This window comes from Synechococcus sp. A15-24, assembly GCF_014280195.1.
Lineage (GTDB): Bacteria > Cyanobacteriota > Cyanobacteriia > PCC-6307 > Cyanobiaceae > Parasynechococcus.
This window is the reverse complement of record NZ_CP047960.1, coordinates 431,495-457,567: the sequence shown is the minus strand read 5'-3', so window position 1 is coordinate 457,567 and position 26,073 is coordinate 431,495. Positions and strand designations below refer to the sequence as shown.

The following is a 26,073-nucleotide window of genomic DNA, read 5'->3' as shown; positions in this document are numbered from 1 at the left end:
GCGCGCGGAATCTATCACGCGTCCTCGTGGCTTAAGCCTTCAGCAGCAACAGCTGGCGAGCCGCGAGATCACGGATCACAGCTGGCTCAGCCAGGGCACCCAGCGGTGTGTCCGGCTGCTCGTAGACGCGTCGCAGCAGCTGGCGCTCCGTATCGCTGAGCTGCAGCGGTTGCATGTTGCGGTCCAGGATTGGATCCGGTTCCCCCCAGAGGCAGGGCTGTCGCACTCCTTTGGCAGCCTGCAGAGCAGCGTCACTCCAGCTCGCTGGCTGGACCGGTTGTGCCGACAGGAAGAACTCAAAGTGGCTGATGTCTGGATCCAGCTGTTCCACCAGCAGCCATTGCTGACGCTGCGGCAGCACCTGGGCACGCTCCAGCAGTTCTCCGTTCAGGAGCCGGACTGGATCCCAGACCTCCGGATTGGAGAAGCCAGCAAAATGGAGATCGGCCGCTTCGATGAAGGCAAAAAGGCGCTGCAGGTTGTAGCTGGTCTCCTGCGGATGCAGGTACATGTCAGCGAAGTTGGCATCGGCGGCGCAGTCCACGGCCCAGCGCTCGCGATGGTGTCGCGCCAGTCGGTTGCTCTCCGGAAGCGACGCCAGCAGCTCCCGGCCGAGGCGCAGGCCCTCGCGTCCCGTGCCGACATCAAGCAGGGTCAGGGCCTGCTGGGTGCGGTGGATCTCCCAGCGGCCGGCATCCGCATATAAGAAGAGATGGAGCACACCATCGGGGGCCAGGCGCCCAGCCAACGAGCGCAGACCCGACTCCGGTTGATCCAGATGGTGCAGCACCCCGACGGAGTTGATGTAGTCGAACGGTCCTTCGCTCTCCAGGTCCATCAGGCTGCGCTGCTCCTGGCGCAGCTGACTCACCTGGGCCGCTGCACCGGAACGCTGCAATCGCTCCCGGGCCACCGCCAGTGCCCCCTCGCTAATGTCGATCCCCAGAACCTCGGCACCTGGGTTGAGATGGCAGAGGTAGTCGGTGCTCACACCGGTGCCGCAGCCGGCATCCAGGATCCGTGGCCGCTCCGACCCTGCTGGCAAGGACCCATTCACGGCAGCCAGGACGCTCTGATGGCACCAGCGCCAGTTGTATCCGGGTGGTGGGCCGTCCTGCAGCGGATCACCGGGAAACGGGAAACGGTCGTAGAAGGCGCTGACAACCGGAGTGGCGGCGTCCCTGTTCCCTGGCTCAGCCATGGAGGAGAAATCGGGTGATCCCGAGCTTTTCACAACTTTTGTTCATAGGTCGGCTGGGCTTCATCCCGACAGCCGTAACGTGGCGCGATCCGGCTTGCATCCGTCGATGACAGTGACCGCCAGCAGCGGCAGCCCGCGTGTCTCTCCTCAGCTATTCGACACCCTGCCGCTCTCCAGCGTTCGCCAGGCGGAGCAGCAAGACCGCTTCCCCGAGAGGGTTGAGCTCGAGAACCTGGTCAACTTCTTCCGCAGCGGTCAGGACCGCATCGAGGCCTCGCGGATCATCGCGGCCAATGCCGAATCCATCGTGGCTCGCGCTGCCAACCGCATCTTTGTGGGCGGTACGCCGCTGTCGTTCCTTGAAGCACCACTGACCACTGGCGAGACCGGCCGCCCCAGCGGTCAGGACGGCACCCCCCTGGCGGCGGACCAGGTGGCCTTCGAGCAATCGGTGCGCACCTTCACCGGCAGCAGTGGTGACACCAAACGCGGCAATTTCTTCACCCGGCTGCTGGAGGGCGCCGGCGGTGATGCCGATGTTCGGGTTGTGCTGCCCACTGGCTTCAACGCCATCAGTGTGGCCAAGTACGGCCCCGCCTTCATGCGCAAGTCCGTGCGGGACATGGGCTGGTTCCTTCGCTATGTGGGCTATGCCCTGGTGGCAGGTGACCCCAGCATCCTCGCGGTGAACACCCGAGGCCTGCGCGACATTCTTCTGGAGAACTGCTCCCTTACCGCCACCAACGTGGCGCTGCAGGAGATGCGCGCCGCATCAGCCCAGCTGCTTCGAGATCGGCCGGAAGCCCGCCAGCTGACGATCGATTGCTTCAACGTACTGTTGCAGGAGCTGGCCATTCCCACCCCCAGCACCAAGCAGCGCCAGGGCAGCAGCGTGCAGCAGGGCCTGCAGCTGCCGGCGATCTATGCCCTGGCAGCCGAAGGGCGCCAATTGCTCGAGATGCGCCCTGGCCTCTCCGGAACTGAAAAGGCGGAAATCATCCGCGGCGCCTACCGCCAGGTGTTTGAACGCGACATCGCTAAGGGCTACTCCCAGACCCCTTGCCGCGTGGAAGCCAGCCAGGTGGTGCAGGGCCAGATCTCGATGCGCGAATTCATCCGCGCCCTTGGCCGCAGCAAGGAATACCGCCAGCAGTTCCACGACGGTTACGTCAACAGCCGGGTGGTGGAGCTGGCTTACCGCCATTTCCTCGGCCGCGGAATCAGCTCCCTGGAGGAGTTCCGCAAGTCCTTCGCCATCCTCAGCGACCAGGGTCTGAACGGCCTGGTGGATGTGTTGGTGAACTCTGCCGAATACGCCCAGACCTTCGGGGAAGAAACTGTTCCATTCCTGCGAGACCTGGGCACCGAAGCCCAGGAGAGCGCCGGCTGGGGATCCAACCGCAAGCTGTTCAACTTCAGCGCCCCCTTTGATGGGGCCCCTCAGTACGTCACCCTTTACGCCTCCTACCGCCAGCCCTTCGCTGATCAACATGTCTACGGCGGTGGCAACGACCCAGTCGCCAACCAGTACGGCGCCATCTTCCCCAGTGGCACGGCCTCGGTGGCAACCCGCCCAGCTCCGTATGGCTACGACAGCCGTCGACTGCTGGTGAGTAATGGGCTCAACAGCCCCGGACAGCTGGACAGCGCCAGCTTCCGCAGCAGCCGCCCCCGCAAGGTGGGACCCAGGGTGATGCGTCTGCAGCAGATAGCCACCGGCGGCAACGTCAACCCCCGGCGTGGCGGTCAGCCCAGCGTGCGCAACACCGAATCCAGCACCCAGGCGGTGATCAACGCCGTGTATGTGCAGGTGCTGGGCAATGCCGGCTATGCCGGTGAACGCCGCGGCTCTGACGAGGCCCGGCTGGAAAACGGTGACATCTCTCTGCGGGAGTTTGTGCGCTGTGTGGCCCGTTCCGATGCTTTCCGCCGCCGCTATTGGAGCGGCCTTTACATCACCAAAGCGATCGAGGTAATCCATCGCCGCTTGCTCGGCCGCCCCACCTTTGGACGCTGGGAGATCGATGCCCTGTTCGACACGGCAGCCCGCAAAGGTTTCTACGGCGTGGTGGATGCCCTGATCAACAGCCGCGAATACAACGAAAGCTTCGGCGAGGACACCGTTCCCTTCGAGCGGTTTATCACCCCTGGCGATCTTTCTGTGCGTCGAACGCCCACGTTCAAGCGTGAGGTCACCAGCTTTGGTTACGCCGAATCGAGTTTTGTTCTCAACAACCGACCTGAAGCTGCTGCAACCAAAGGATTCCGCGGCAGTGGTGAGCTGACGCAGCGCAATCTGCTCGGCAATTCCAAGTCAACCTCAGAGGGCTGGAGCGGAATGGCCAGAGGGTTTGCTCAGGGAACAGACCTGAACCCCAGCTTGATACAGATCCGACTTGGGGAATCCCTCCAATCCAAATCGGAACGCCGCAAGGCGCTTCCCCCGCTCAATCCAATGACCGGCGCGCTGGCAAGTGGTGGGGCTAATGGTTACAAGCTCCGTTCCAGTCTTCCTGCGCCTCTCTCGCTGAAGCGACCCTGCAGTGAAACAGAACTGTTGAACGTCATCAACGCGACCTACAGACAGCTGCTCAACCGCGTGCCGCTTGACAGTGAACGACTGCAGTCAGCCGAATCGAAACTGCGCAATGAGGACATCAGCCTGAAGGGTTTCATCGAAGCCGTTGCCTTCAGCGAGGCATTCCAAACACGACTGTTCAACCTGGCGCCATTGCGGGCGGCGACCGCCGCCACGATGGCCTTACTGGGACGCGCTGCGACCCCGGCTGAAGTCAGTCGCTTCCTGATTGTCCGAGCGGAATCCGGCCAACCCAAAGCCGTTCAAGAGCTTGTTGAGCAACTGCCCTCGAGCGACAGCGTCCCTCGCACGGATGGTATGAACACCCGTTCAGGCGTCAGTCAGGCCACGCTTCAACGCACGGCAGGCCTTTACCGCGGCAATGCCGGCATGACACCACCCACCGACGCGGCGATCTGAGGACGCTGAGGCTGTCGTCCTGACATTTAAAACGTCAATTCCTGGCGTTTTCGATCAATTTGCCTGTGTGAAGTGCTGCTTCATCCGGGCTCTTTTGCTGTGTTCAAACCGCGGGGGGACAGTCCCGCAAACCACAGCTGCAGCAACGGGTCTGCCCACGGCATCAGTGCCGTGAAGAACTGTTACCCAGCTAAAAACCACAGGGCAATGCCGGTGCAAGATGCCTCAGCCGAACGCGACAGAACGACGCCACTCCGATCACGTGTTGATCGTTGTGAACAAGCATCGCTTCTGACGCCTCGACCCCCTGTCTCAGCCTTTATTCTGAGATGCGATCCTTCGGGATCACCCTTTATTCACCGGATACCGGTCTCCTACGGGCGGCCGCTTGTTTCGAGGCAGAACTGCATGAGCATCGTCTCCAACTCGATCATCAACGCGGACGCCGAAGCCCGCTATCTCAGCCCTGGCGAACTCGACCAGATCAAAGCCTTCGTGACCGGCGGACAACGCCGTCTTCGCGTGGCTCAGGTTCTGTGTGAGAGCCGCGAGCGGATTGTGAAGCAGGCCGGCGGCCAGCTGTTCCAGAAGCGCCCTGATGTCATCTCCCCAGGCGGCAACGCATACGGCGAAGAGATGACTGCCACCTGCCTGCGCGACATGGATTACTACCTGCGCCTGGTGACCTACGGCATCGTCGCGGGTGACGTGACCCCGATCGAAGAAATCGGTGTGATCGGCGCCAAGGAGCTCTATCGCTCCCTGGGCACTCCCCTCGAGGCCATGGCGGAAGCCGTGCGTGAGATGAAGACCGTCGCCATGGGTCTGCTAACCGGCGATGACGCCGCTGAAGCCGGCACCTACTTCGACTACGTGGTGGGCGCACTCGCCTGAACCCCCCGCTGACCTCCCCTCACGCCTCCTCTCGGATCCATGCAAGACGCCATTACCAACGTCATCAATAAGTCCGACGTTCAGGGTCTCTACCTGGACACGGCCTCGATGACCAACCTCGAGTCCTACTTCGCCAGCGGTGAGCTGCGTGTGCGCGCTGCAGCCACCATCAGCGCCAATGCGTCCGCCATCATTCGCGATGCCGTGGCCAAGGCTCTGCTGTACTCGGACATCACCCGTCCCGGCGGCAACATGTACACCACCCGCCGCTACGCCGCCTGCATCCGCGACCTGGATTACTACCTGCGGTATTCCACCTACGCCATGCTCGCCGGCGACACCTCCATCCTCGATGAGCGTGTTCTGAACGGCCTCAAGGAGACCTACAACTCCCTAGGTGTGCCCATCGGTGCCACCGTTCAGGCCATCCAAGCCATGAAGGAAGTCACCGCCGGTCTGGTCGGCCCTGACGCCGGCAAGGAAATGGGTGTGTACTTCGACTACATCTGCTCCGGTCTGGGCAACTGAGGCCCATGCGGTTGTTCAAAGTCACCGCCTGCATCCCCAGCCCTGAAAAGGTGCGGACGCAGCGCGAATTGCAGAACACCTTCTTCACCAAGTGGGTCCCCTACGACAGCTGGTTCGCTGAGCAACAGCGGATTCAGAAGCAAGGGGGCCGCATCATCAAGGTGGAGCTCTGCACCGGCGACCGTCAGGTCAACGTCGGTAACTGATCTCAAAAACGATCAATTGAAAAGCCCGGCCCCTGCAGTCGGGCTTTTTGTTGTCCATCAGCTGGCCAGAGTGGTCGCGACCAATGATTCGAGATCCGGCAGCAAGGCGCCCTCTGCTTCCGCCAGCCAGAGCACGTACTCGTGGTTGCCAGCCGGGCCGGTGATCGGCGAGGCCACGATGCCTTGCGGATGCCAACCCAATTCAGCGGCCGACGCCATCACCAGCTCAATCGCATCGCGGTGGGCCGCCGGATTGCGCACCACGCCGCCCTTGCCCACCCGATCCTTACCCACTTCAAACTGAGGTTTCACCAACACCAGAGCCTCAGGGCAGGCCCCATCCGCTGGCTTCAGCAGGCGTCGCAAGGCCGGCAGAACCAGGCGCAGGGAAATGAACGACACATCGGTCACCGCCAGACTGGGCCAGGGATCCTCCGCCCCGTACAGCTGCTCGGGCTGCAGGTGGCGCAGATTGGTGCGTTCCCGCAAGACCACCCGTTCATCGGTGCGCAGGCTCCAGGAGGTCTGGCCGTAGCCCACATCCACGCCGTACACCCGGGAGGCGCCGTGCTGAAGCAGGCAATCGGTGAAGCCACCGGTGGAGATGCCGCCATCCAGACAGACGCGGCCTTCAGTGGCGATCGGAAAGGCCTGCAGGCCGGCCAGCAATTTCTCGCCGCCGCGCGAGACGAAGCGGGGGGGCTGCTCCACCCGCAGCTCCAGCGCTGCAGCAACCTCAGTGCCGGGCTTGTCCAGCAAGGTGCCGGCGCCATCGCGCACCTTGCCGGCCCGGATCAGTTGCTGCGCCTGTTGCCGCGAGGCAACCAGCCCACGGCTCAGCAGCTCCAGATCCAGACGCTGTTTCGCGGCCATCGCTTAGAGAACAACGACCAGATTCTTCACCCTACGGGGCATTGAGGGACTTAGCCCCCACGCCGTTCCCCGAGCAGCAACGGCTCAAAGCTGACACTGATACCGAACTCCTCAGCGAACTCCAGCACGCGGCACCAGGCCCGATCCCCGTCGGGCGAAGGACGAAGAATGCCCGTAAGGATCACTGGGGTCTGGCCGCTCTGCAGGGCCATCTCCACCAGCGGCCAACCCACGGTCGCCTGCACGGCATCGTCCCGGTAGGTGGGGGCCACATCGTTTGCCGCAATCAAAACCCGGCGTTGATTGGCATCCCACTGGGGAGAGAGGTCGTAGCGCTGCAACAGGTCCACCATCAACGCCCAGGAGCGGCCATCGGCATCGATAGCTTCTTACCGCGGGCTTCGATGCTGGTGAAGCCGCGGAACGCCAGCCGATCGCTCGCCGGCAGCGCCAGCTCATCTCCGCTCAGCAAGGCCGCAATCCGCTGCCGCAGCTGTTCACCGCCATCACTGGGCCCGTGCTGCTCCAACTGCAGCAGATCCCAGCGCTCCCCGGTGCCGCCCCAGATCACAGGTCCGTAGTTGTCATGCATCCAGCGGCCGTCGCGGTTGGAGGCGGCTTCCGCGCGGGTCATCACCGACTGGATCGTGATGTCGGCGGCCGTCCAGCCCCAGCTACGGGCGATGGCCGCCACCTCCTGGCACAGGCTGTGCAGCTGAGCCGCCGTGGGCGACAGCGTCCAGGGATCGGGTTGACCGCCCATGCAGTCACAGGCCAGGGCGATGCTGTTGCTGTTGCGCCGCCAGGTGTGGGCCGGCAGATCTGCCGTTAGGGCATGCAGGCGATGGACGCGGCCATCACCGCCAATGATCCGGTGGTAATGACCGGGGCGGATCCAGTCATAACCGGTGGCGGTCCAGTGCAGATAGATCGTGGCCGCCATTACTGAGGCTCTGGCTTGAAGCCAAGTGTGCAAACAAGGGGAAAAGACGTCAGCAGCTCCGCACCGGAACCCTGCATTTGTGCCATTCCGTCATAAAAACCGCACCGATCCCGAAGAAAACCGGCGATCCATCCGGCGGCTAGCGATCCGCCGGGAGGATCGCTGCAAGCCACCCTTTGGACGTGTCTGATCACCGCCCCAAACCCGCCAAGGTGGTGCCGCTTCTGCGGCCGGGAACCTTTGTGACGCTCGACAACCAACCCGCCGACCTGCCGCCGTTTCAATTAATTCAATGCCGAGGCGGTCGCTGCTGGGTGCGTCAGCAGGCTTGGGGTCAATTTGTGCAATGGGAAGTGGAGCACGAACGGCTGCGGGCCGCCTGATGCCAAGGCCTCAAGGCCATGATTTGTTGATAACCAATGGCTTGGCAAAGCGTCAATGACGCGGCTCAATGGGGCATCGAATGTTGCAATAGCTCCCGTTGGTCACCGCCACAGCCCCTCGCCGCCGCACTGCCCCTGAACGGGTTCAGCAGCGCCCTGGGTTGATCCAGCGGCTGATGCCCCTGCCCTGGGCCCTCTGGCCAGCGGAAGCACGGCTACTGGTGGGCCTGGCCGCCTTCTGGAGCCTGGCGGGATTGCTGGTGCTGGGCTCCGCCAGTTGGTGGGTGGCCGCCCGGGAGATCGGCGATGGTGCCTTCTACGTGAAGCGCCAGGCGATCTGGCTGATCGCCAGCTGGAGTCTGTTCAGCCTGGCGGTAACCGCCAACCTGAGGCGCTGCCTGCGCTGGGCCGGCCCAGCCTTGTGGATGGGCTGCCTGCTGATCGCCGCCACCCTGGTGATGGGCACCACGGTGAACGGCGCCAGCCGCTGGCTGGTGCTGGGGCCGCTGCAGATCCAGCCATCGGAGCTGGTGAAGCCGTTTGTGGTGCTGCAGGCGGCCAACCTGTTTGCCCCCTGGTGCCGGATGCGTCTGGATCAAAAGCTGCTGTGGCTTGGCAGCTTCGGGGGGTTGCTGCTGTTGATCCTCAAGCAACCCAACCTTTCAACCGCCGCATTGATCGGCCTGACCCTTTGGATGGTGGCGTTGGCCTCTGGCATCCGCTGGTGCAGCCTGTTGGGCACCGCCATTGCTGGTGGCGCCTTGGGCGCCACCAGCATCCTGATCAATGAATACCAACGGCTGCGGGTGGTGTCGTTCCTCGACCCCTGGGCTGATCCGATGGGGGACGGCTATCAGCTGGTGCAAAGCCTGCTGGCCATCGGCTCCGGCGGGCTCACAGGCCAGGGCTATGGCCTCTCCACCCAAAAGCTGCAATATCTGCCGATCCAGAGCACCGATTTCATCTATGCGGTGTTCGCTGAGGAATTCGGCTTTGTGGGCTCAGTAGTGCTGCTGCTGTTTCTGATGCTGGTGGCCTGGGTGGGGCTGCGGGTGGCCCTGCGCTGCCGTTGCAACCAGACCCGGCTGGTGGCGATCGGCTGCTGCACGATCCTGGTGGGCCAGTCGATCCTCAACATCGCCGTCGCCTCCGGGGCCATGCCCACCACCGGACTGCCACTGCCATTAGTGAGTTACGGAGGCAATTCACTGATGTCCAGCCTGGTGATCCTGGGGCTGCTGGTGCGTTGCTCCCTGGAATCCACCGGATTGATCGGCGGGCGGGCGCGGAAGTCTCGATAGGCTGATCTTCCTGACGTAAGGCCACCACTGGACGCCCTGCTGCTGCTCTCGGACCTGGCCCAGACCAGCGAAGCGCTACTGGATCAGGCGTTGGCGCAACCAGGGCCGCTGACGCTGGGTCTGGTGTTTGCCGGCGGAGCCCTCACCAGCCTTGGGCCCTGTTCCCTGTCGCTGCTGCCGGTGACCCTGGCCTATTTGGCGGGTTTTGAGGATGGCCAAACCCCTTGGCAGCGGAGCCTGGCCTTCTGCGGCGGCATCGTTAGCGCCCTGGTGCTGCTCGGCAGCCTCAGTGGTCTGTTGGGACGCATCTACGGCCAGGTGCCGGCCCTGGTGCCAACGCTGGTGGCGGTGCTGGCGGTGTTGATGGGACTCAATCTGCTGGGGCTACTGCGCATCCCCCTCCCCAGCGGACCGGACCCCGAACGTTGGCGGAATAAGGTCCCCGCTCCCCTGGCGCCGGTGGCTGCCGGCCTGGCCTTTGGTCTGGCGGCGTCCCCCTGCACCACGCCGGTGCTGGCGGTGCTGCTGGGCTGGATCGCCCAGAGCGGACGCCCCCTGGTGGGCATGGTGCTGCTGAGCTGCTTCGGGGTTGGCCAGGTGCTGCCGCTGCTGCTGGCGGGCACCTTTGCCGCGAGCGTCCCCAAGCTCCTCGCTCTGCGCTCGGTTGGCCGTTGGGTGCCGCCAATCAGTGGCATGGTGCTGCTCACCAGTGGTGTGCTGACGCTGCTGGCGCGTTGGGCCTGAACCCATGAAGCGCCTGCTGGTGTGGCTGTCTGACCTGCGGGTCGCGATCGTGCTGTTGCTGCTGATTGCCCTGGCCAGTGCCGTGGGCACGGCCATTCCCCAGGGCGACCCCCCTGCCAGCTACGTGGAGGCCTATGCGGACACGCCCTGGCTTGGGCTGCTCCATGGCGAGCAGGTGCTGCAGCTGCAGCTGGACCACGTGTATTCCAGCGGCTGGTTTCTGGGCCTCCTGGCCTGGCTGGGGCTGGCGCTGATCCTTTGCAGCTGGCGGCGGCAATGGCCTGCGCTGCAGGCGGCACGGCGCTGGATCGACTACCAGACCCCTAGGCAGCTGAGCAAATTGGCGATCGCCGAAACCATCGCCTGCACCGATGCGGACGCCGGTCTCACTCAACTCTCGGCGGTACTACAGCGTCAGGGTTGGGAACTGAAACCAGGCCCTAACCGCCTGGCGGCCCGCAAGGGAGTGATGGGCCGGGTCGGCCCGCTGCTGGTGCACACAGGGATGGTGCTGTTGATGCTGGGGGCGGTCTGGGGCGCCCTGGCGGGAAACCGGCTGGAGCGGTTTCTGGCGCCTGATCGCACCCTGGATCTGCTGAGCCCAAGCGGCGACAGCCAGCTCTCGATCACCCTGCAGGACTTCCAGATCGAGCGCGACCCCGCCGGCAGGCCTGAGCAGTTCCGCTCACTGCTGGCCCTCAGCGACAGCGAGACCCCCGAAGAGATCAGCGTCAACCATCCGCTGCGGCACCGCGGCATCACGATCTACCAGGCGGACTGGGCCCTGGCGGCGATTGGCGTGCAGATCGGGCGCAGCCCGGAATTGCAATTGCCGCTGCAGACCTACCCGGAGCTGGGGGATCAGGTCTGGGGGTTGGTGCTGCCCACCCGGCCCGACGGCAGCGAGCCGGTTTTCCTCAGCCTGGAGAGTGAGCAAGGGCCGGTGTCGGTGTACGACAGCGACGGCTCAGCACTCACGCAGCTGCGGCCCGGTGGCCCGGCCGAAGAGATAAAGGGGCTACCCCTGCGGGTGGCATCGGTGCTGCCGGCCAGCGGACTGCTGCTCAAGCGGGACCCTGGCGTGCCGCTGGTGTATCTAGGTTTTGCGGTGCTTCTGCTGGGGGGCGGCCTCAGCCTGGTCGCCACCCGTCAGCTGTGGGCGGTGGCCAGTGATGGCCAGCTGCATGTGGGTGGCCTGTGCAACCGCAACCTGGCGGCTTTTGCGAACGAGCTGCCACTCCTGATAGCTGGTGTTCAGGCCTTAGATCAGCAAGGCTGACGGGAACCATGACTCACCCGCACCACGGTGTGGACATTGCCGCGCGGGTTGAAATCGGCCTCCAGCTGCATCCAGAGCGGATCAGTCGCCGCCACAAGGTCATCCAAAATGCGGTTGGTCACCTCCTCATGGGAGATGGAGCGGTCGCGGTAGCTATTGACGTAGAGCTTGATCGCCTTGAGCTCCACTACGCGTGGCCCGGGCTGGTAGATCAGACGCAGCATGGCGAAATCTGGATAGCCCGAGAACGGGCACTTGCAGGTGAACTCCGGCAACTCAATCGACACCTCATAGGGCCGGCCTGGCCGGGGGTTGTCGAAACAGATCAGCTCAGCGTCGGCAATCGCACGCTCGCCGTAGAGGGGTGTTTGGGTCAACTGATCTGTCATAGAGCCGAGAGAAGGAAGGCGTCAGGCCAGGAGTTGCCAGAACGCTAGAAGGCGAAGGCGCTCATTCGGTTACAGGGGCTACCCACACCGCCACCATTCACGGCATGCTGGATCTCAGGCCGGGTTCTTCACCCATGAAAAAAGTCGAAGCCATCATCCGCCCGTTCAAGCTGGAAGACGTCAAGGTCGCCCTCGTTGAAGCCGGCATCATTGGTATGACCGTCAGCGAAGTGCGGGGCTTTGGACGCCAGAAAGGACAAGTGGAGCGCTACCGCGGCTCAGAATTCACCGTTGAGTTCCTGCAAAAACTTAAAATTGAAGTTGTCGTTGAAGACAGCCGAGTCGATGACGTGGTCACAGCGATTGCCGACTCTGCACGCACTGGCGAAATTGGTGACGGCAAGATCTTTATCAGCCCTGTTGAATCTGTGGTTCGAATCCGAACTGGTGATCGCGACAGCACAGCACTTTGAGTCGAAACGACTCACCTCCAAATAAATCGCGGATCCTGATCTTAGATACATTTATATTTTCGACCAGAGATATGTATAGCGCACTGCAAAACCAATTGTCTCCAGGCCTCAAGTCTAGGCCCTTTATACCCAAAGAAATGGCACCCTGGGTAACATAAATTCTTCGACTTCTTGATATTCGTGCAATACCCATAGCCTCGCAATCCTCTACTTGACAAACAGCTGCGACTTTGCTGTCCGACTTTCATTCCCTAACGAAATAACTTCTGACTTCATTTTAATTCCCCCTAATAACAGCCAGAGTGAAAGTGAAGCCGGTCCAGGCCCTTAATCTCACTAAATATTAATTTACATCTAATTCGGTGCTCACTTTCAATTCTGCTTTCACCCTCCTCTCCTCGATTCAGCTTTGCAGTGTCCGGCAACTTCATAGAGTTGTCAGGTTGTGCGAGCGCGCAAGCAGTTGATCGAGCGTTACACCCTTCCCGAGATGGGGTCCGTCTGGAGTGAGCAGGCGAAGTTCCAGAGCTGGCTGGATGTGGAGATCGCCGCCACAGAAGCCAACTGCCGCCTCGGATGTGTCCCCCAGGATGCGCTGGACACGATCAAGGCCAAGGCTGACTTCTCCGTGGAGCGGATCCTCGAAATCGAAGCGGAAGTTCGCCATGACGTGATCGCCTTCCTCACCAACGTGAACGAACACGTCGGTGATGCCGGCCGTCACATTCACGTGGGCATGACCAGCAGCGATGTACTGGACACCGGCCTGGCACTGCAGCTGAAGCGGTCCGTTGCCCTGCTCCGACAGGAGCTGGATGCCTTGGCCGACGCCCTACGGGCGTTGGCCCGTGAGCACAAAGCCACCGAAATGATTGGCCGTTCCCATGCCATTCATGGGGAGCCGATCACCTTTGGCTTCAAGCTCGCCGGCTGGCTGGCGGAAACCGAACGCAACCGCAGCCGCCTGGCGCGGCTGGAAGAAGAGGTGGCCGTCGGGCAGATCAGTGGGGCCATGGGCACATACGCCAACACCAACCCCCAGGTGGAAGCCATCACCTGTGAAATCCTTGGCCTGACGCCGGATACCGCCAGCACCCAGGTGATTTCCCGCGATCGCCACGCCGACTACGTTCAGACCCTGGCCCTTGTGGGCGCCTCCCTCGATCGCTTCGCGACGGAGATCCGCAACCTGCAGCGCACCGATGTGCTCGAGGTGGAGGAGAACTTCGCTAAGGGCCAGAAGGGCAGTTCCGCCATGCCCCACAAGCGCAACCCGATCCGCAGCGAACGCATCAGCGGCCTGGCCCGCGTGCTGCGCAGCTACGTGGTGGCGGCACTGGAGAACGTTGCTCTTTGGCACGAGCGCGACATCAGTCACAGCTCCACCGAACGAATGATGCTGCCGGACTGTTCCGTCACCCTCCATTTCATGCTGCATGAGATGACCAGCGTGGTGAAGGGTCTCGGCGTGTATCCCGACAACATGCGCCGCAACATGAACGTCTACGGCGGTGTGGTGTTCAGCCAGCGGGTGCTGCTGGCCCTGGTGGGCACCGGCATGAGCCGCGAAGAGGCTTACCGGATCGTGCAGCGCAACGCCCACACCGCCTGGAACCATGAAGGTGGAGACTTCCGCGCCAACCTGGAAGCCGACGCGGATGTCTGCAGTCGCCTGTCAGCCGACCAATTAGCGGAATGCTTCAGCACCGAACTGCATCAGGCCAACCTTGGGGTGATCTGGGAGCGACTGGGAATCTGAATCCACGGTTGATTGAACACGTTCCTCAGTTGCCAATCACTGAGGGCAAGCCAAGGATCCGGAAAATCGAGGCGGCATTGACGATCGGCGTGAGCGGTGAAAAAGCATCGGTCAGGCCATCGGTCACCCTCGCGAGAGCTGAGCGGTTCACCACAATCACATCTCCTTGACGGAGCGGTGGGTTAGTCGGGCTGCTCAGCACGGCGCTGGGGGCAAAGCTCATCACTTTGACCGTCGGCTCACCCTCGCCATCCATACGCACCAATTCCACTGTGCTGATGCTGCCGCGACGGGTGATGCCGCCCGACGCAAAGATCGCCTGGGACAACGGCGCATTGGATGGCACCTGCTGGATGCCTGGCTTAGCCACTTCCCCGATCACGTTCACGCGGATCGTGTCGGGAGCGAAGTTGGAGGCCGCCGTCGTGATCAGGTCAGCGTTATCGACTTCTTCGTTTTTGTACAAGCGAATGCTGTCGCCGTCGTAAATCAGGGGGTTCGGGGCATGCCCACCCTCGCGAAGCACCGTGAGGTAATCGAATTGATAACGACGCATCGAGCCACCGCGGCGCACGGCAGGACGCAGCACTTCAATACGGGACAGATCACCACTGGCGGACACACCACCAGCTTTCTGCACCACATCCACCAGCGTCGGCCAGCCCCCCTCCGCTTGGGTCGGCAGGCTGAACACCCCTGGACGTTCCACTTCACCGGTCACTGTGACCTTCACCGGACGGGCGGTCACCAGATCGAGGTAGACGATCGGCCGACGCAGAAAGACCTCATAGGCCGCGCTGATGCGCTGACGCGCTTCTTCTAAAGTCAGTCCCCAGACCTCAATGGTGCCGATGCGCGGAAGGTTGATGGTGCCATCGCTCAGCACCTTCACATTTGCCTGGTAACCGCTCATCTTGAATACCGACATAGCCAGACTGTCGCCAGGTCCCAGTCGGTAGCGAAACACCTCTTGGCCGCTGCTCGGTGAGCTTCTGGCAGAGGTCACTGGATCTGCAACAGCTGCAAGCGGGCCGACCACCAAGCACGTCGCAGTGGCCGCCAGACCGGCGATCAGCCGGGTGCAGACCACAGCAGCAGAGCGCGAAGAGAAAGGGATCAAGGCAGTGGGAAACGACAAAAGCTCGAACCAGCGGGTCTAATCTGCCCCCAGACTGAGACAGTTAGGTACAACGATGACGCTGTCTGGTCCGTCCATCCCTTCCGACGTGGCCTCGGCGACGGAAACACGCTTACTCACGATTGACGACCTCGATCTGCACCTGATCGCAGGCAGCGCCTTCTACGCTGTGGCCGATGCCGTTGGACAGCTTCGCGAATCAACGTACCGCAAGCAGTTGTCCGGGTCGGGAGACGAGCGGGACCTGGATGGTCGCGATCCCGATTACGACCATCTGCTGCTGGTGGAACGCAGCAGCGGCGATCTCGCCGGCTCCGCCCGCCTGCAGTTCATCCCCGTCGGCGCCACCCCCTTACCCGGCAGCAGCGGCTCTTATCTCGAACACGTCTATCCCGGCATCAAGGCGGACCTGGCCAGCCGCACCAACCACCTCGAAATCGGCAGGGTCGCCCTGGCGGAACGCTTCCAACGCCAGCCCCACTCGCTGATGGCCCTGTTCCGCGGCGGTCTGCTGATCGCTGCCCGCAGCGGTTACGAGTTGCTGCACGGGTTGGTCTCCTACAACCACTTCGCCCACAGCGACGCCGTGAACAGCGCTTTCCTCAGCGCCCTGCTGCGTCCCCCCTATCGGCGCCTTGACACCCCCTTACCGGCCCCACGCCATCCCGTCCCAGGCATTCGCGCTGATGACACCCCCCATCCCAGCGGCCACATCCAGGCCCTGGAACAGGAGATCCGCCAGACCCTCTCCGACAATTTCCGATTACCGGTGCTGCTGCGTCAGTACGTCAACTTGATGCAGGCGGAAGTCTGTGATCTGTCCCTGGCCCTGGACTTCAACCAGATCACTGAAATCCTGATGGCTGCAGATCTGAGGAAACTCCCTCAAGAACGACTGGCACTCTTCATCGACCTCCCCCATCAGCCCGTCTACCAACGCTTCAGCTGGTACCGAGGCGACGTGTAATCCCACCATCACTGGTACTTTGGCTACTCAATAAGAGGTTGTGCGTTGGGAGAGAGCTGCCCTGACAAGCAAGAGCTGCAGGGACGGCTGATCGAGATCCTGCATCGCATCTCCGGCGCCGACCCAGCCGTGATCACCCCTAACGCCCGGCTGATGGAGGACGTGGGAATTGATTCCCTTGGGTTCTACGAAATCCTGATCGAGGCGGACACCAACTTCGGAATCCGGATTAAAGAGGAGGAACTACTCCGGTTCCGCACCGTTGCGGACATTCAGCAGCACCTGGAGTCCTTGAGCCCCAGCCCGGCCGATGGCTTCCCGAGCTGAGCCCACCGCAGTGGTGGGTTGGGGTTCCCTCAACCCCCTTGGTGCCGATGCCGACAGCACCTGGACGTCGGTGATCGCTGGTCACAGCGGCATCCAGACCCTCCAGGCTGCCTGGACCGAGGATCTGCCCGTGCGCCTGGCCGGTTGCGTCCCAACGAGGGCCCTCGACAGCCTGCCGCCCCTGCTCCGCCGCCGCTCCGATCGCTGTGCCCAGCTTGCCCTGGTGGCCGCGCGGCAGGCCTGGGCCATGGCCGGGTCCATCACACAAGGGCTCGATCCAAGTCGGATCGCTGTGGTGATCGGCACCGGCATCGGCGGCCTCGCCACGATGCACGAGCAGCACACGCAACTCAGCGCAGGGGGACCGAGCCGGGTCAACCCCCTCACCGTGCCGATGCTGATCCCCGATGCTGCCGCTGGTCAGGTCGCCATCGAGTTCGGTCTGCTCGGCGGTGCCCACACCCCGGTGTCCGCCTGCGCCTCGGGCGCCGAAGCGTTGATGCTGGGCCAGATGCTGCTCAACGACGACCGCGCCGATCTGGTGCTGGCCGGAGGCAGCGAAGCACCAGTGAACCGACTGGGGCTTGTGGGCTTTGCTGCCATGCGCGCCCTCTCCGGCCGCAACGACGCCCCCGATCAGGCCTCCCGTCCCTATGGGCTCAATAGAGATGGCTTTGTGCTCTCCGAAGGCGCCGGCGTCCTGGCCCTGATGCGGCAGCGGGACACGCCAGCAGGAGCGGATCTGGGTTGGTTGCTGGCCAGCGGCAGCAGCAGCGATGCTCATCACATCGTCTCCCCCGAACCCCAGGGGCTACAGGCCAGCCGTGCCATTGATGATGCCCTGCGCCGGGCGGATGTGAGCGCCTCGGACCTCTGCGGCGTTCAGGCCCATGCCACCGGCACCAGCCTCGGCGACCTGGCGGAGGCCAGAGCATTGCGGCGCAGCCTCGGCAGTGCCGCCGATCATCTGCCGGTCTGCGCCCCCAAAGGCCAACTCGGCCATCTGCTGGGGGGCGCCGGAGCGGTAGAAACCATCCTGGCCCTGCAGGCCCTGCGTCACGGAGTGTTACCCGGCAGCCTAAATGCCGATCCCCTGGATCCTGAGGTGGAGCTGGCGGTGGCCAACCAGGGTCCTGTTGAGCTGTCTTCTGATCAAGGCCAACGCCTGCTGCTCAAAAACGCCTTCGGCTTCGGCGGTCACAACATCAGTCTTGTACTTGCTGGTAGTACGCCTGCACAGCCCGGCTAAACCCCTCCCGGTCCCGAGGATCCTTAGGCAGAACCAGATCCTGGGAGCGCCCGCGGCGACAGTGAATCGTTCCAAGTGGAGCCGTCAACCGGCTGAGCAGCAGCGCCCAAGGCCTGTACCGGGCTCCCACGGCCCCCTCCAGCCCGTCGTAGCGGAACAGCCAGGGCACAACCGAACCGTTGTAATGCTGAGCCAGCATCCAGGCGCTGGGGGAGACCCGCTGTTCGATCGGCGTCACCAGGGAGCCGTTGGGGGCCAGCATGATCTGGCCGTGATCGCGCAACAACGCTGAGGCCCGCATCATTCCCTCCAGCCGCGAACTGGGCTGGCGATGATCGAGAACGGCCGAGCCGGCATTGCGGGCCGCAGCCGCATAGCCAGGCAGCACCCACTTCAGATGCAGCTGCGCCGTGGTCATGCCCGGCAGGCGCAACACCCCCTGAATCACCAGGCCATCACAGGGGCTGCGGTGGTTGAAGATATGCACCAGGGGCACCACAGCTGGCTCACTGGGCTGGCTGTCATCAACCACCACCTGCACCCCAAGCGCCCGCAACGCCACAGCAGACGCCCAGGTCATCAGCTGAGCCGCCCAGTCCGATCGGCGGAGCAGCACCGCTGGCAGCTGCAGGCCGTACAAGACAAACCCCAGGGCTGCCCAACCCAGGCGAGCCAGCACCCGCACCGGCAGCAGCAGGGGGTTTATCCGTGGCCGTGGACGCAGCGGCGGCAACTGCGGCTGCGGTTCGAGCTGGCGAGCCTCAAGGCCGATCGGGAAGGTGATCCGGAAGGGGAAGTCCCCGTCGAAATTGCCGTTCACTTGGGTGGTCATCACCAGGTGGTGGTAAAACCGCCAGAACAGCGCTCGGTCACTGGGCTGGGGGTCCCGCCAAAACCCATCCAGGGGCTTCTGATCCGTCAGCCCCTCCAGGTTGTAAAAGGTATTGCCCATGGTTTTGGTGGGCACCGCATGGAACAGGGCCTGGAGGCCCACCGTGCTGTTCACCGTGATCACACCGCGGCAGGTGCGCAGGTAGCGGCTGAGGGCACCGTCGTGGAAGTAGTGAACCCGCCCGCAGACGCCGTAGCGGCGCGCCAGCACACCAATCAGGCTGCCGTAATGGTTGTAGCCCCGGTCCCGCGGGTGGTGCTTGAAAGCCAAATGGTCGGAGCTGTGGGCATGGTCCGCAAAGGAGCGGATCACGTCTTCGATGAAGTCGTGCATGCCGCGGTAGGGCGACCCCAGCTGGATCTGGGAATCACTGGACACCTGCAGCACCGCCAGGAAGAAGGACAGGTGCTCCAGCAGCCGGCGCTTCAGGTTGCGCTCCTGCCAGCGGTACAGCCAGTAACGCCAGCTGCCGCGCAGCTGGCACCAGAGGAAGCCCGGATTGGGCTGCAGTTTGTGCTCCCCCTCAATGATCGGGTAGCGGGTGAAGGCGTGTTGAATGAACGTGGGAGCCTTCCAGGCCTTGCGCCAGCGCCAGCCCGGATCCAGCACAATCTCCGGCGGCAGCTGATCCACCGGTGGCAGGTTGCGGTAGAAGGCCGCGGGTTGGTTGAGGTTGGAGCGGGCGTTGACCCGATCCCGCTCCAGGGTCACGTAGTTGGGGCGCAGGTATCCGAGTTCGAACACCCAGGCTTCCACCCCCAGGTCGCGAGCCTCCTCGATGGCAATCCGGTGGGGAATGATGAAGTCCCCATACATGAAGATGTGTCGGATGCCGCGCTCCTGCAGCAGCTGACGCAGGAAGGGCCGCCAGGCCTCCATCGGCTTTTGAAACGGCACACACACGTCCGAAGGGAAGCCGAATTCCCGCAAAGGAAAACGCACCTTGGTGACCGGGATGCCACATCCCTGCAGGTATCGGCTGAAGCGGGCAAAGAACAGCCCGATCGGGCCCATCAGCAGCAGAACCGGTCCTTCGATGCGCACCTGCACCAGCGCCGGCGCCCGTCCCCTGCCCAAATCGCCGTCCAGCACTGAGAAGATCCTGGCACGCCTCAGCGGCGGCGCAGTCGCCCCCAGTGGCGGAACAGGGCCTGCACCAGGGTGCGTGGAGCTGCAGGTGCATCCCGCCAGGCCACCAGCTCCTCAATGGCTTGCTCTGGAGTGATGAACCAACCGCTGTGACGGCTGACGTAGCGGGGGTAATCAATCAAGGCGGCATGCACCAAAGCCGCCAATGGCAGCGGCCGCCCCCGCCGGGGAGACGACAACCGGTCATGCGTCAGATCCCAACCCGAATAAAAGGGCAGTCCCCAGCAGTGCACCTCCACCCCCCGCAGCAGCGCCTCAAATCCCGCCAGTGAGGTGAGCACATGCAGGGCATCCACCTGCTCAAACAGGGCATGGATCGAACCATCAACCAACAGGTAATCGCAGACCTGCCCAGCCCGCTCTTCCCCTTCCCCAGAGCGGCAGAGGCCCGCCACCACATCCGGATGGGGCTTGTAAACCACAAAAGCATCCGGTTCAGCGGCCCGAACAGCCTCCAGCAGAGCCAGGTTGGTGGTGATCCCGGGAGCGCCGTAGCGGATTGAAGCGTCGCTTTCCACCTGGCCCACCACCAACACCACCCGCCGGACCCCCTTGGGGCGCTGCCACCCATCTCCCGACAGGTTGTACTTGGTGATCGCCTGCTCCACCAGCTGTTGGCGCAGGGCCTCAGCCCGCTGCAACTGCGGCTTACTCCAGTCAGCGGTGGCCAGAAGATGCTCCAGATCGCTGCTCTCCGTGGCGTCGTAATACATCCCCCGGAGGTCCACCACCCAGGAGATCGGATCGATCAGATCCGCCCCCAGCCCCACCGAACGCAGGAAGCCGTCCTCCACCTGCAGCAGCGGCAGCGACCGTTGGCGCGCCGTGGCCAGCAGGCGTGGTCGCGCCCGCCGCCCCCACACCGCCACGGCCTCCGCCCGCCGCCCCGGCCACGCCCGCGGCAGGCGGAAGCGCAGCTCACTGCCGGCCAGAAAGCGCTTGAGGCTGCGTTGCTTCCAGGGCGTAAACCCGAAGGCTTCCACCCGCTGAGGATCCGCCACCTGCAGGCGGCGTTGCAGCCCGATGGCATCCATCAACGTTTCGATCGGGCAGGGCTGATGGTGATGGGGATCCACGCAACGGGTGCCCGCCACCAGCACTGCATGCACCAGCGCTTCCAAAGGCACCATCTGCCCCCGACGGACCGGAGCCGGCAGACGATCATGGGTCAGCCCCCAACCGGCATAGAAGGGCATGCCAAAGCAGTGGACCGTTCGCCCCCACAGCAGTGCTTCGAAGCCCATCTGGGAGGTCACCACATACACCGCCTGGGCCTGCTCCAACAGGGCGGCAGGGTGCAATCCGTCAGCGCAAACGCGGATGCGCGGGTGCTGCAGATCCTGCCGGCGGAAATGGCCCCGGGCGCGGCCCCGGATCACATCCGGATGCACCTTCACCACCGCCAGACAGTCCGGCTGATCCCGCAGCGCCTCCTGCAACATGCGCCGGAAGCTCTCCGGCCCGGCTTGCCCGAGGCCGATGGAGCAGTCGCCGGCGGACTGGTCCACAACCAGCACAAAAGGCTCGGCTGGAGCCGGTGATTCCCGGGCGGGGTTGAGCTTGCTCAGCCGCTGTGCACACCACCGCTGCTGAAGTTCACGGGCCCGGTTGTGTTGTGCAGGGGTCAGCGGTTGCTGAATCCGCTGCTCCATCCGGCTGGGCTGAGTGGCATCGAAATGAACCCCCAGGTCATCAACCAACAGCGCCAGCGGCGGATGCTGGCGGCCCTTGGCCAAGGAGCGCAGCAGACCATCCTCCAAATGCCACACCGGTAGCTGCCAGCGCCGCCCCAAGCGCTCGACCCGCCGGGCACTGGGGCGTCGCCCCCAGGCCAGCAACACCTCCACATCCCGCCGCCGGCCCGGCAGCAACTGCGCCGGAGCCAGCAGCGCCGGCACCGTGCGATGGGCCAGTAGACCGGTCTCCGGCACCCCGAAGCGCTGAATCATCGGGTAGGAGGGGGAGCGACCTGAATCCTCTCTGATGAGCGCGACCGCTGGAGCCCTGGCTGTGATTCCAGCGCGGGGCGGCTCCAAAGGGATTCCCGGCAAGAATCTGCAGAAGGTGGGCGGGCTCTCCCTGGTGGCTCGCAGTGTGCAGGCTGCATTCGCTAGCCGCGGGGTGGATCGGGTGGTGGTCAGCACCGACGATGACGCCATCGCCATGGAAGCCCAGGTCCATGGTGCTGAGGTGGTGTGTCGTCCGGTCGCCATCGCCGGTGACACGGCCAGCTCCGAGTCAGCCCTGCTGCATGCCCTGGACACCTTGGAACAGCAAGGGCCACTGCCTCCCCTGCTGGTCTTCCTGCAGTGCACGTCTCCTTTCACCAGCGGTGCGCAGATCGACCAGGTGCTGACAGCACTTGAGAACCCAGAGATCAACAGTGCCTTCGCCGTCGCGCCATGGCATGGCTTTCTCTGGCGCAGTGACGGCCGCGGGATCAACCACGACCCCCAACAACCCCGTCAACGGCGGCAGGACCTGGAGCCAGCCTTTCTGGAAACCGGTGCGATTTACGCCATGAGCACCGCCTGTTTCCGCGCCGAAGGCAGCCGCTTCTGTGCCCCCTGGCAACCGGTGGTGATCGAGGACTCGGGGCCGGAGATCGATACACCGGCCGATCTGGCCCTCTGCCGCAGCCTTGCGGCTCTCACTGCCAGTTAGTTTTGCCAGATTCCCGGAGCCCGACGATGGCGCCCGCTGCCGATAAGCGCCTCTCCGGCAGAAAGGTGGCCGCCGTCGCCTGCTTCGACTCCTTCGGCAAGGTGGCCATGACCTTGCTCGCCGCCTGCCGGAGTGAGGGAGCTGAGACAACCTTGCATCTGCTGCAGGTGTCCAACCGGGCCCTCTCTCGCCGCCAACGCCTGGAGATCAGCCGCACGGACCGCCGCACCACAATTAAAAAAGGAGCATGGGGTGACTTCCGCAGCCTCACCGCCGCCATGGCCGGTGATACCGATGTGCTGATTCTGGGCTTGGACGGTCTCCGCGGCCGTGATGCGCTACTGATGCTGTCGAAAGAGTGGCATCGCCGCACGGACCGCCCGGTTCTTGTCAGCGCCTATCCGGGCATTCTCTTCCGTTTTGCCCTGGAGGGCATGCTGGATCGCTCCGGGGCTGATCTGCTCTGCCTCAACAGTGATCAGGATTTCGCCCAGTACCGGCGCGGCCGTGAGGCCCTGGGGCTAACCAGCGATAACGCCGTAGTAACGGGCTTGCCGTTGCTCTGGAACGCCAGATCCGAGCAACCCTTGCCCGACAACCCATCGATTGTGTTCTTCGAGCAGCCCTCGATACCGGTCCATCCGCTGCAACGGCGCTACATCTGCAAGCAACTCAAGGAGCTGGCGGAAGCCTGGCCCAATCATCCGGTGATCTTCAAACCGCGAACCTCCAGCATCGAGAGCACCCTGCACCGTCGCCACGGCGAAATGGCTGGTGTGATCGAGCGAATGAGTGACACGGTCCCCAATTTGCAACTCAGTTTCAAGCCAGCCACGCGGCTGCTGCGGCAATGCGGCTGCGCCATCACCGTCTCGTCAACGGCAGCCCTTGAGGCCATGGCCATGGGCGTGAGCACTCGAATTGTGGGCGATCTCGGTGTCACCGAGACCCTGGGCAATCACTTTTTTGCGGAATCAGGGGCCGTTGCGGACTTCGCGGCAATCTGTCGTGACCCGTTCACACCCGTTCACAAGGTCGACTGGTTGCAACGCCACGGCCACCAACCCCAAGGGCAGGAGATCTTTCTGACAGCCCTGTTGAAACAACTGCATGGCGAGCGGCCCCCGTTGCAAAGCGATGGTCTTGGACCGGCCAGCTGGGGCAGCCGCAGCTGGCAGACCTACGCCATCCGTCACGGCGGCCGCCGCATGCTCAGCAGCGGTGGTGCGCGCTCCAGCCAGCAAAAACGGCACAAAACCCGCACCCTTCTGCGCCGACTCCGCGATGGGCTGGTGGGCTTTGGCTGGTTGTCTCGGTGGCTAAGGGAGCGATGACAATCCTTCTGGTCAGTGATGACGACCGCAGCGCTATGGCCTGCCAGCTGCTGCAACAGCAGCTTGAGCAGCGCGGTCAGTCCTGCCTGACCATTGGACCGGCGCTGTCCACAAGCCGAGACAGCCCTCTGCCTTCCGTCACCCCGCAAATCCCACTGACCCTGATGGATCTGCTGGGCCATGAGCTGTTGGAGTCCGCCAGCGCCGTTGGGTTGTTCATCCGTCGCAGCGACCACCTTGAGCTCTTTACCCATGCTCACCGACACCTCGCCCGGCAGCGTGGTGTGCAGCCAGCTGTGGTGTTCAGCGGTCCTCTCCAGGCCTCCCTTGGTGACAGCCTGGTTCATCAGCTGAGCGACCGCCAATGCTGTGATCTCTTGGTGGTGCCAGGGGATCGTCAGCGACGGGAGCTTGAGGCGATCACACAGTTCTGGCCCGAGAGCGTGGCCAGTCCATCAATCGTGGCGATCGGGCATTGGTTCTCTCCGGAACGTCCTCCCCTCGGAGCTCTCAAAGGCGGAACCGCAAAACCGCCCCATACCCTGCTCGCTCTGGTTCAGGAGGGCATCCCCACCCAGATCGGTGCCAAGGCACAGTTGCTGCAGCAATTGATCCGCTGGGCTGAAACGTCCCCGGAGTGGTCGATTGTGATCCAACGCGACCACGCCTGGGAGAAAGGTCAGCCCTGGATCTCCAAGTTCAAATCCAGCGACTGGACCTTCCCCGACAACCTGGTGTTTGGTGCACCTGGTCAGCTCCTGAGCCAGCTGGCCAGCTGCAGCGCCTGTCTCAGCGTCAGCTCCCCCTGGAGCCTGACTGCTATGGCCTGGGGCCGACCAACCCTGCTCATCGGCGATTACGGCATCCACTCCGATCAAGACACAACGACGTTCTTCGGCAGCGGACTGATGCATCGCCTGCAGTCGATCGACCACATGGATCAACTGCTGGGTTTGCCACCCGTCAATACGTCCTGGCTGCAGTCCATGGGCTGGGGGGTGCATGACGGCGCCGCGCGCCTGATCCGCCGCCTGGTGGAGTTGCTGCCATGAATGGTCCGTTCAAACTGTTGCTGATCGGCGACAGCGACAGCCAATTGTTGGCCTGTGAAGCGCTATGTCGCTTCCCGTCGGACCTCAACATTCAGGTCACCATCAACGCCATTCCGCGTGAGGGAACACCCGATTCGATTCTGCAGCGGGCTGCTGCCCTTGGTGACCTTTGGCGGCTGGACATGGGGCAATTGCTGACTCACCCCGAGCTGCGCCAGTTCAATGCCATTGGTGTGTACCTCACCGGCAGCAAGGTCAGTGATTTTCGACTGGCGTTGGGATTGCTGCCCAGTCGTGAGCGACCGCTGTTGTTCTGCGGCTTCAACGGCGTAGTGCTGGAGAAGTTCATGGAAGGCATGAGCTGGCGGCTGGGTTACGACCTCGTCTGCCTCAGTGGCCCACGGGATCGTGAGGCGCTGGACCGAATGCTGGAGGGAAGTCCGTTTGCCGGTCAGCGCACGGTTCTCACCGGATTGCACCGCCAGGAGATCTCAGATGATCAGCTCCTCGACCAACAACAGAGGCGCAAGCAACTGGTGTTCGCGGAACAGGTGGTGATGCCTTCAAACCCCATTGACCGCGCTGAGATGGTGCGGATTTTGGCGGACCTTGCCCGGCGTTCCCCGGACTGGGAGGTGTTGATCAAACCGCGTATTGCCCCTGGAGAGACAACCTTCCACAGCATCAAAGACCACATCAGCACAACATTGCTGCAGACCCTTGGCCACCCCCCCGACAACCTGAAATTCGACTACCGGGCTTTGCCCGACCTGCTGCGTCAGGCCAGGCTGATGGCCACCATTTCATCCACCGCCTTTTTCGACGCATTGGATATGGGCTGCAGGCCCCTGGTGATAGCCGACTTCGGCATCAATCCTGCCAACGGCAGCCATGTCTTCGCGGGATCGGGCGTTTGGCGCTGCCTTGATGAGGTCGAGGACCTTGATGCTCTTGATCATTCACTGCCCTCGCCAGACGCCGACTGGCTGGCTTGGATGGGCTACGGCACAAATCTCGACCCTGTGGAGCTGATCGAGGCCCTACGCCAGCTGCGTGCCGATCCACCTGAACGCCTCAGCACAACATCGGGATATCTTTCCAACGCCAATCTCAGCTTCACGCAGCTGCGACGCGACGCTGAGCGAGCCATCCGTCAAAAGAATTGGCAGGAAGCACAGAGCCTGTTGCAACTCGGGAGCCTGATGCGACCGACCCATCGCAATGTGGCTCGCCGCTCACGGGCTGTGCAGCAACGGAACCGGATCATCAGGCGCCTGCTGCTGAGCCTGACTTACAGGGACGTGGGGTAGTGTCCACTGGTTCTGCTTAG

At 63.3% G+C, this 26,073-nt stretch carries 23 protein-coding genes and 1 pseudogene; 17 read left to right on the top strand and 7 right to left on the bottom strand.

The window, feature by feature from the left end; genetic code table 11:
- Positions 1-31: 31 nt before the first annotated feature.
- Entirely contained in the window at positions 32-1,201 is a 1,170-nt protein-coding gene (locus tag SynA1524_RS02335) for a class I SAM-dependent methyltransferase (protein WP_186498782.1), read from the bottom strand.
- A 106-nt stretch (positions 1,202-1,307) separates the two neighbouring features.
- Between SynA1524_RS02335 and SynA1524_RS02330 the strand changes: the two genes are divergently transcribed.
- The 4 genes from SynA1524_RS02330 to SynA1524_RS02315 all read left to right on the top strand — a co-directional run bounded on the left by SynA1524_RS02330 (position 1,308) and on the right by SynA1524_RS02315 (position 5,827).
- Positions 1,308-4,199 (top strand): phycobilisome rod-core linker polypeptide, encoded by a 2,892-nt coding sequence (locus tag SynA1524_RS02330; RefSeq protein WP_186498781.1) that lies wholly within the window; start codon positions 1,308-1,310, stop codon positions 4,197-4,199.
- A 408-nt stretch (positions 4,200-4,607) separates the two neighbouring features.
- Positions 4,608-5,093 carry an allophycocyanin subunit alpha gene (apcA, locus tag SynA1524_RS02325; RefSeq protein ID WP_011127357.1) on the top strand — a complete coding sequence of 162 codons (486 nt, stop codon included), beginning with the start codon at positions 4,608-4,610 and terminating at the stop codon, positions 5,091-5,093.
- Between the two features lie 39 nt (positions 5,094-5,132).
- A complete protein-coding gene (apcB, locus tag SynA1524_RS02320) occupies positions 5,133-5,621 on the top strand; it encodes an allophycocyanin subunit beta (protein WP_009790505.1) in 489 nt (162 codons plus the stop codon).
- Between the two features lie 5 nt (positions 5,622-5,626).
- Entirely contained in the window at positions 5,627-5,827 is a 201-nt protein-coding gene (locus SynA1524_RS02315; RefSeq protein ID WP_186498780.1) for a phycobilisome linker polypeptide, read from the top strand.
- A gap of 57 nt (positions 5,828-5,884) precedes the next feature.
- Here SynA1524_RS02315 and SynA1524_RS02310 read toward each other — a convergent pair whose 3' ends face one another.
- Both SynA1524_RS02310 and SynA1524_RS02305 read right to left on the bottom strand, forming a co-directional pair.
- Positions 5,885-6,700, bottom strand: a complete 816-nt coding sequence (locus tag SynA1524_RS02310; protein WP_186498779.1) for a TlyA family RNA methyltransferase — start codon at positions 6,698-6,700, stop codon at positions 5,885-5,887.
- Positions 6,701-6,750: 50 nt separating this feature from the next.
- Positions 6,751-7,643: pseudogene (locus SynA1524_RS02305) on the bottom strand (N-acetylmuramoyl-L-alanine amidase).
- A 182-nt stretch (positions 7,644-7,825) separates the two neighbouring features.
- Here SynA1524_RS02305 and SynA1524_RS02300 point away from each other — a divergent pair.
- The 4 genes from SynA1524_RS02300 (at position 7,826) to SynA1524_RS02285 (ending at position 11,350) form a co-directional block, all read left to right on the top strand.
- A complete protein-coding gene (locus tag SynA1524_RS02300) occupies positions 7,826-8,026 on the top strand; it encodes a hypothetical protein (protein ID WP_011127350.1) in 201 nt (66 codons plus the stop codon).
- Between the two features lie 98 nt (positions 8,027-8,124).
- Complete coding sequence (locus tag SynA1524_RS02295) at positions 8,125-9,327, top strand: FtsW/RodA/SpoVE family cell cycle protein (protein WP_286188634.1); 1,203 nt, start codon at positions 8,125-8,127, stop codon at positions 9,325-9,327.
- A 90-nt stretch (positions 9,328-9,417) separates the two neighbouring features.
- On the top strand, positions 9,418-10,071 hold the full coding sequence (locus tag SynA1524_RS02290; protein WP_502707899.1) for a cytochrome c biogenesis CcdA family protein: 654 nt from the start codon (positions 9,418-9,420) through the stop codon (positions 10,069-10,071).
- Between the two features lie 4 nt (positions 10,072-10,075).
- The gene (locus tag SynA1524_RS02285; protein WP_186498778.1) at positions 10,076-11,350 is read left to right on the top strand and encodes a cytochrome c biogenesis ResB family protein; all 1,275 of its coding nucleotides are present in this window, start codon (positions 10,076-10,078) and stop codon (positions 11,348-11,350) included.
- On the opposite strand, the gene queF is transcribed toward SynA1524_RS02285, so the two are convergent.
- Positions 11,338-11,727, bottom strand: coding sequence for a preQ(1) synthase (queF, locus tag SynA1524_RS02280; RefSeq protein WP_186498777.1), 390 nt, complete (start codon positions 11,725-11,727; stop codon positions 11,338-11,340). The genes SynA1524_RS02285 and queF overlap by 13 nt on opposite strands.
- Positions 11,728-11,873: 146 nt before the next feature.
- On the opposite strand from queF, the gene SynA1524_RS02275 reads away from it, so the two are divergent.
- Together SynA1524_RS02275 and purB are read left to right on the top strand one after the other, a co-directional pair.
- The gene (locus tag SynA1524_RS02275; RefSeq protein WP_186499453.1) at positions 11,874-12,212 is read left to right on the top strand and encodes a P-II family nitrogen regulator; all 339 of its coding nucleotides are present in this window, start codon (positions 11,874-11,876) and stop codon (positions 12,210-12,212) included.
- A 463-nt stretch (positions 12,213-12,675) separates the two neighbouring features.
- Entirely contained in the window at positions 12,676-13,971 is a 1,296-nt protein-coding gene (gene purB, locus SynA1524_RS02270; protein WP_186499452.1) for an adenylosuccinate lyase, read from the top strand.
- A 25-nt stretch (positions 13,972-13,996) separates the two neighbouring features.
- Here the strand turns inward: purB and SynA1524_RS02265 are convergent, their stop codons facing one another.
- Positions 13,997-14,938: an SLBB domain-containing protein gene (locus tag SynA1524_RS02265; protein WP_286188722.1), complete on the bottom strand. Its 942-nt coding sequence runs from the start codon at positions 14,936-14,938 to the stop codon at positions 13,997-13,999.
- A 226-nt stretch (positions 14,939-15,164) separates the two neighbouring features.
- Between SynA1524_RS02265 and SynA1524_RS02260 the strand changes: the two genes are divergently transcribed.
- The 3 genes from SynA1524_RS02260 to SynA1524_RS02250 are packed head-to-tail and all read left to right on the top strand — an operon-like array spanning position 15,165 to position 17,652.
- Positions 15,165-16,076, top strand: a complete 912-nt coding sequence (locus SynA1524_RS02260; RefSeq protein WP_186498776.1) for a GNAT family N-acetyltransferase — start codon at positions 15,165-15,167, stop codon at positions 16,074-16,076.
- A gap of 45 nt (positions 16,077-16,121) precedes the next feature.
- Positions 16,122-16,403, top strand: coding sequence for an acyl carrier protein (locus SynA1524_RS02255; RefSeq protein ID WP_186498775.1), 282 nt, complete (start codon positions 16,122-16,124; stop codon positions 16,401-16,403).
- Entirely contained in the window at positions 16,387-17,652 is a 1,266-nt protein-coding gene (locus SynA1524_RS02250) for a beta-ketoacyl-[acyl-carrier-protein] synthase family protein (RefSeq protein ID WP_186498774.1), read from the top strand. The genes SynA1524_RS02255 and SynA1524_RS02250 overlap by 17 nt, the downstream gene beginning before the upstream one ends.
- Here the strand turns inward: SynA1524_RS02250 and SynA1524_RS02245 are convergent.
- Positions 17,609-19,636, bottom strand: a complete 2,028-nt coding sequence (locus SynA1524_RS02245) for a capsular biosynthesis protein (RefSeq protein WP_286188633.1) — start codon at positions 19,634-19,636, stop codon at positions 17,609-17,611. The genes SynA1524_RS02250 and SynA1524_RS02245 overlap by 44 nt on opposite strands.
- Before the next feature lie 20 nt (positions 19,637-19,656).
- Entirely contained in the window at positions 19,657-21,642 is a 1,986-nt protein-coding gene (locus SynA1524_RS02240; RefSeq protein ID WP_186498773.1) for a capsule polysaccharide biogenesis protein, read from the bottom strand.
- A gap of 34 nt (positions 21,643-21,676) precedes the next feature.
- Between SynA1524_RS02240 and SynA1524_RS02235 the strand changes: the two genes are divergently transcribed.
- From SynA1524_RS02235 to SynA1524_RS02220, 4 genes are read left to right on the top strand one after another with little or no spacing between them, the layout of a single operon-like run.
- Positions 21,677-22,357 carry an acylneuraminate cytidylyltransferase family protein gene (locus SynA1524_RS02235; protein WP_186498772.1) on the top strand — a complete coding sequence of 227 codons (681 nt, stop codon included), beginning with the start codon at positions 21,677-21,679 and terminating at the stop codon, positions 22,355-22,357.
- Positions 22,358-22,383: 26 nt separating this feature from the next.
- Complete coding sequence (locus tag SynA1524_RS02230) at positions 22,384-23,691, top strand: DUF6716 putative glycosyltransferase (RefSeq protein WP_186499449.1); 1,308 nt, start codon at positions 22,384-22,386, stop codon at positions 23,689-23,691.
- On the top strand, positions 23,688-24,743 hold the full coding sequence (locus SynA1524_RS02225) for a DUF6716 putative glycosyltransferase (RefSeq protein ID WP_186498771.1): 1,056 nt from the start codon (positions 23,688-23,690) through the stop codon (positions 24,741-24,743). Before SynA1524_RS02230 ends, SynA1524_RS02225 begins: the two co-directional genes overlap by 4 nt.
- Positions 24,740-26,053 (top strand): DUF6716 putative glycosyltransferase, encoded by a 1,314-nt coding sequence (locus SynA1524_RS02220; RefSeq protein ID WP_186498770.1) that lies wholly within the window; start codon positions 24,740-24,742, stop codon positions 26,051-26,053. Before SynA1524_RS02225 ends, SynA1524_RS02220 begins: the two co-directional genes overlap by 4 nt.
- Positions 26,054-26,073 lie beyond the last annotated feature (20 nt).

What these genes read in the sequence shown, in the direction of transcription:
- SynA1524_RS02335 (WP_186498782.1), bottom strand. Translation starts at nt 1,201, where the DNA reads ATGGCTGAGCCAGGGAACAGGGACGCCGCCACTCCGGTTGTCAGCGCC.
- SynA1524_RS02330 (WP_186498781.1), top strand. Translation starts at nt 1,308, where the DNA reads ATGACAGTGACCGCCAGCAGCGGCAGCCCGCGTGTCTCTCCTCAGCTA.
- apcA (WP_011127357.1), top strand. Translation starts at nt 4,608, where the DNA reads ATGAGCATCGTCTCCAACTCGATCATCAACGCGGACGCCGAAGCCCGC.
- apcB (WP_009790505.1), top strand. Translation starts at nt 5,133, where the DNA reads ATGCAAGACGCCATTACCAACGTCATCAATAAGTCCGACGTTCAGGGT.
- SynA1524_RS02315 (WP_186498780.1), top strand. Translation starts at nt 5,627, where the DNA reads ATGCGGTTGTTCAAAGTCACCGCCTGCATCCCCAGCCCTGAAAAGGTG.
- SynA1524_RS02310 (WP_186498779.1), bottom strand. Translation starts at nt 6,700, where the DNA reads ATGGCCGCGAAACAGCGTCTGGATCTGGAGCTGCTGAGCCGTGGGCTG.
- SynA1524_RS02285 (WP_186498778.1), top strand. Translation starts at nt 10,076, where the DNA reads ATGAAGCGCCTGCTGGTGTGGCTGTCTGACCTGCGGGTCGCGATCGTG.
- SynA1524_RS02275 (WP_186499453.1), top strand. Translation starts at nt 11,874, where the DNA reads ATGAAAAAAGTCGAAGCCATCATCCGCCCGTTCAAGCTGGAAGACGTC.
- SynA1524_RS02260 (WP_186498776.1), top strand. Translation starts at nt 15,165, where the DNA reads ATGACGCTGTCTGGTCCGTCCATCCCTTCCGACGTGGCCTCGGCGACG.
- SynA1524_RS02250 (WP_186498774.1), top strand. Translation starts at nt 16,387, where the DNA reads ATGGCTTCCCGAGCTGAGCCCACCGCAGTGGTGGGTTGGGGTTCCCTC.
- SynA1524_RS02240 (WP_186498773.1), bottom strand. Translation starts at nt 21,642, where the DNA reads ATGATTCAGCGCTTCGGGGTGCCGGAGACCGGTCTACTGGCCCATCGC.
- SynA1524_RS02235 (WP_186498772.1), top strand. Translation starts at nt 21,677, where the DNA reads ATGAGCGCGACCGCTGGAGCCCTGGCTGTGATTCCAGCGCGGGGCGGC.
- SynA1524_RS02230 (WP_186499449.1), top strand. Translation starts at nt 22,384, where the DNA reads ATGGCGCCCGCTGCCGATAAGCGCCTCTCCGGCAGAAAGGTGGCCGCC.
- SynA1524_RS02225 (WP_186498771.1), top strand. Translation starts at nt 23,688, where the DNA reads ATGACAATCCTTCTGGTCAGTGATGACGACCGCAGCGCTATGGCCTGC.
- SynA1524_RS02220 (WP_186498770.1), top strand. Translation starts at nt 24,740, where the DNA reads ATGAATGGTCCGTTCAAACTGTTGCTGATCGGCGACAGCGACAGCCAA.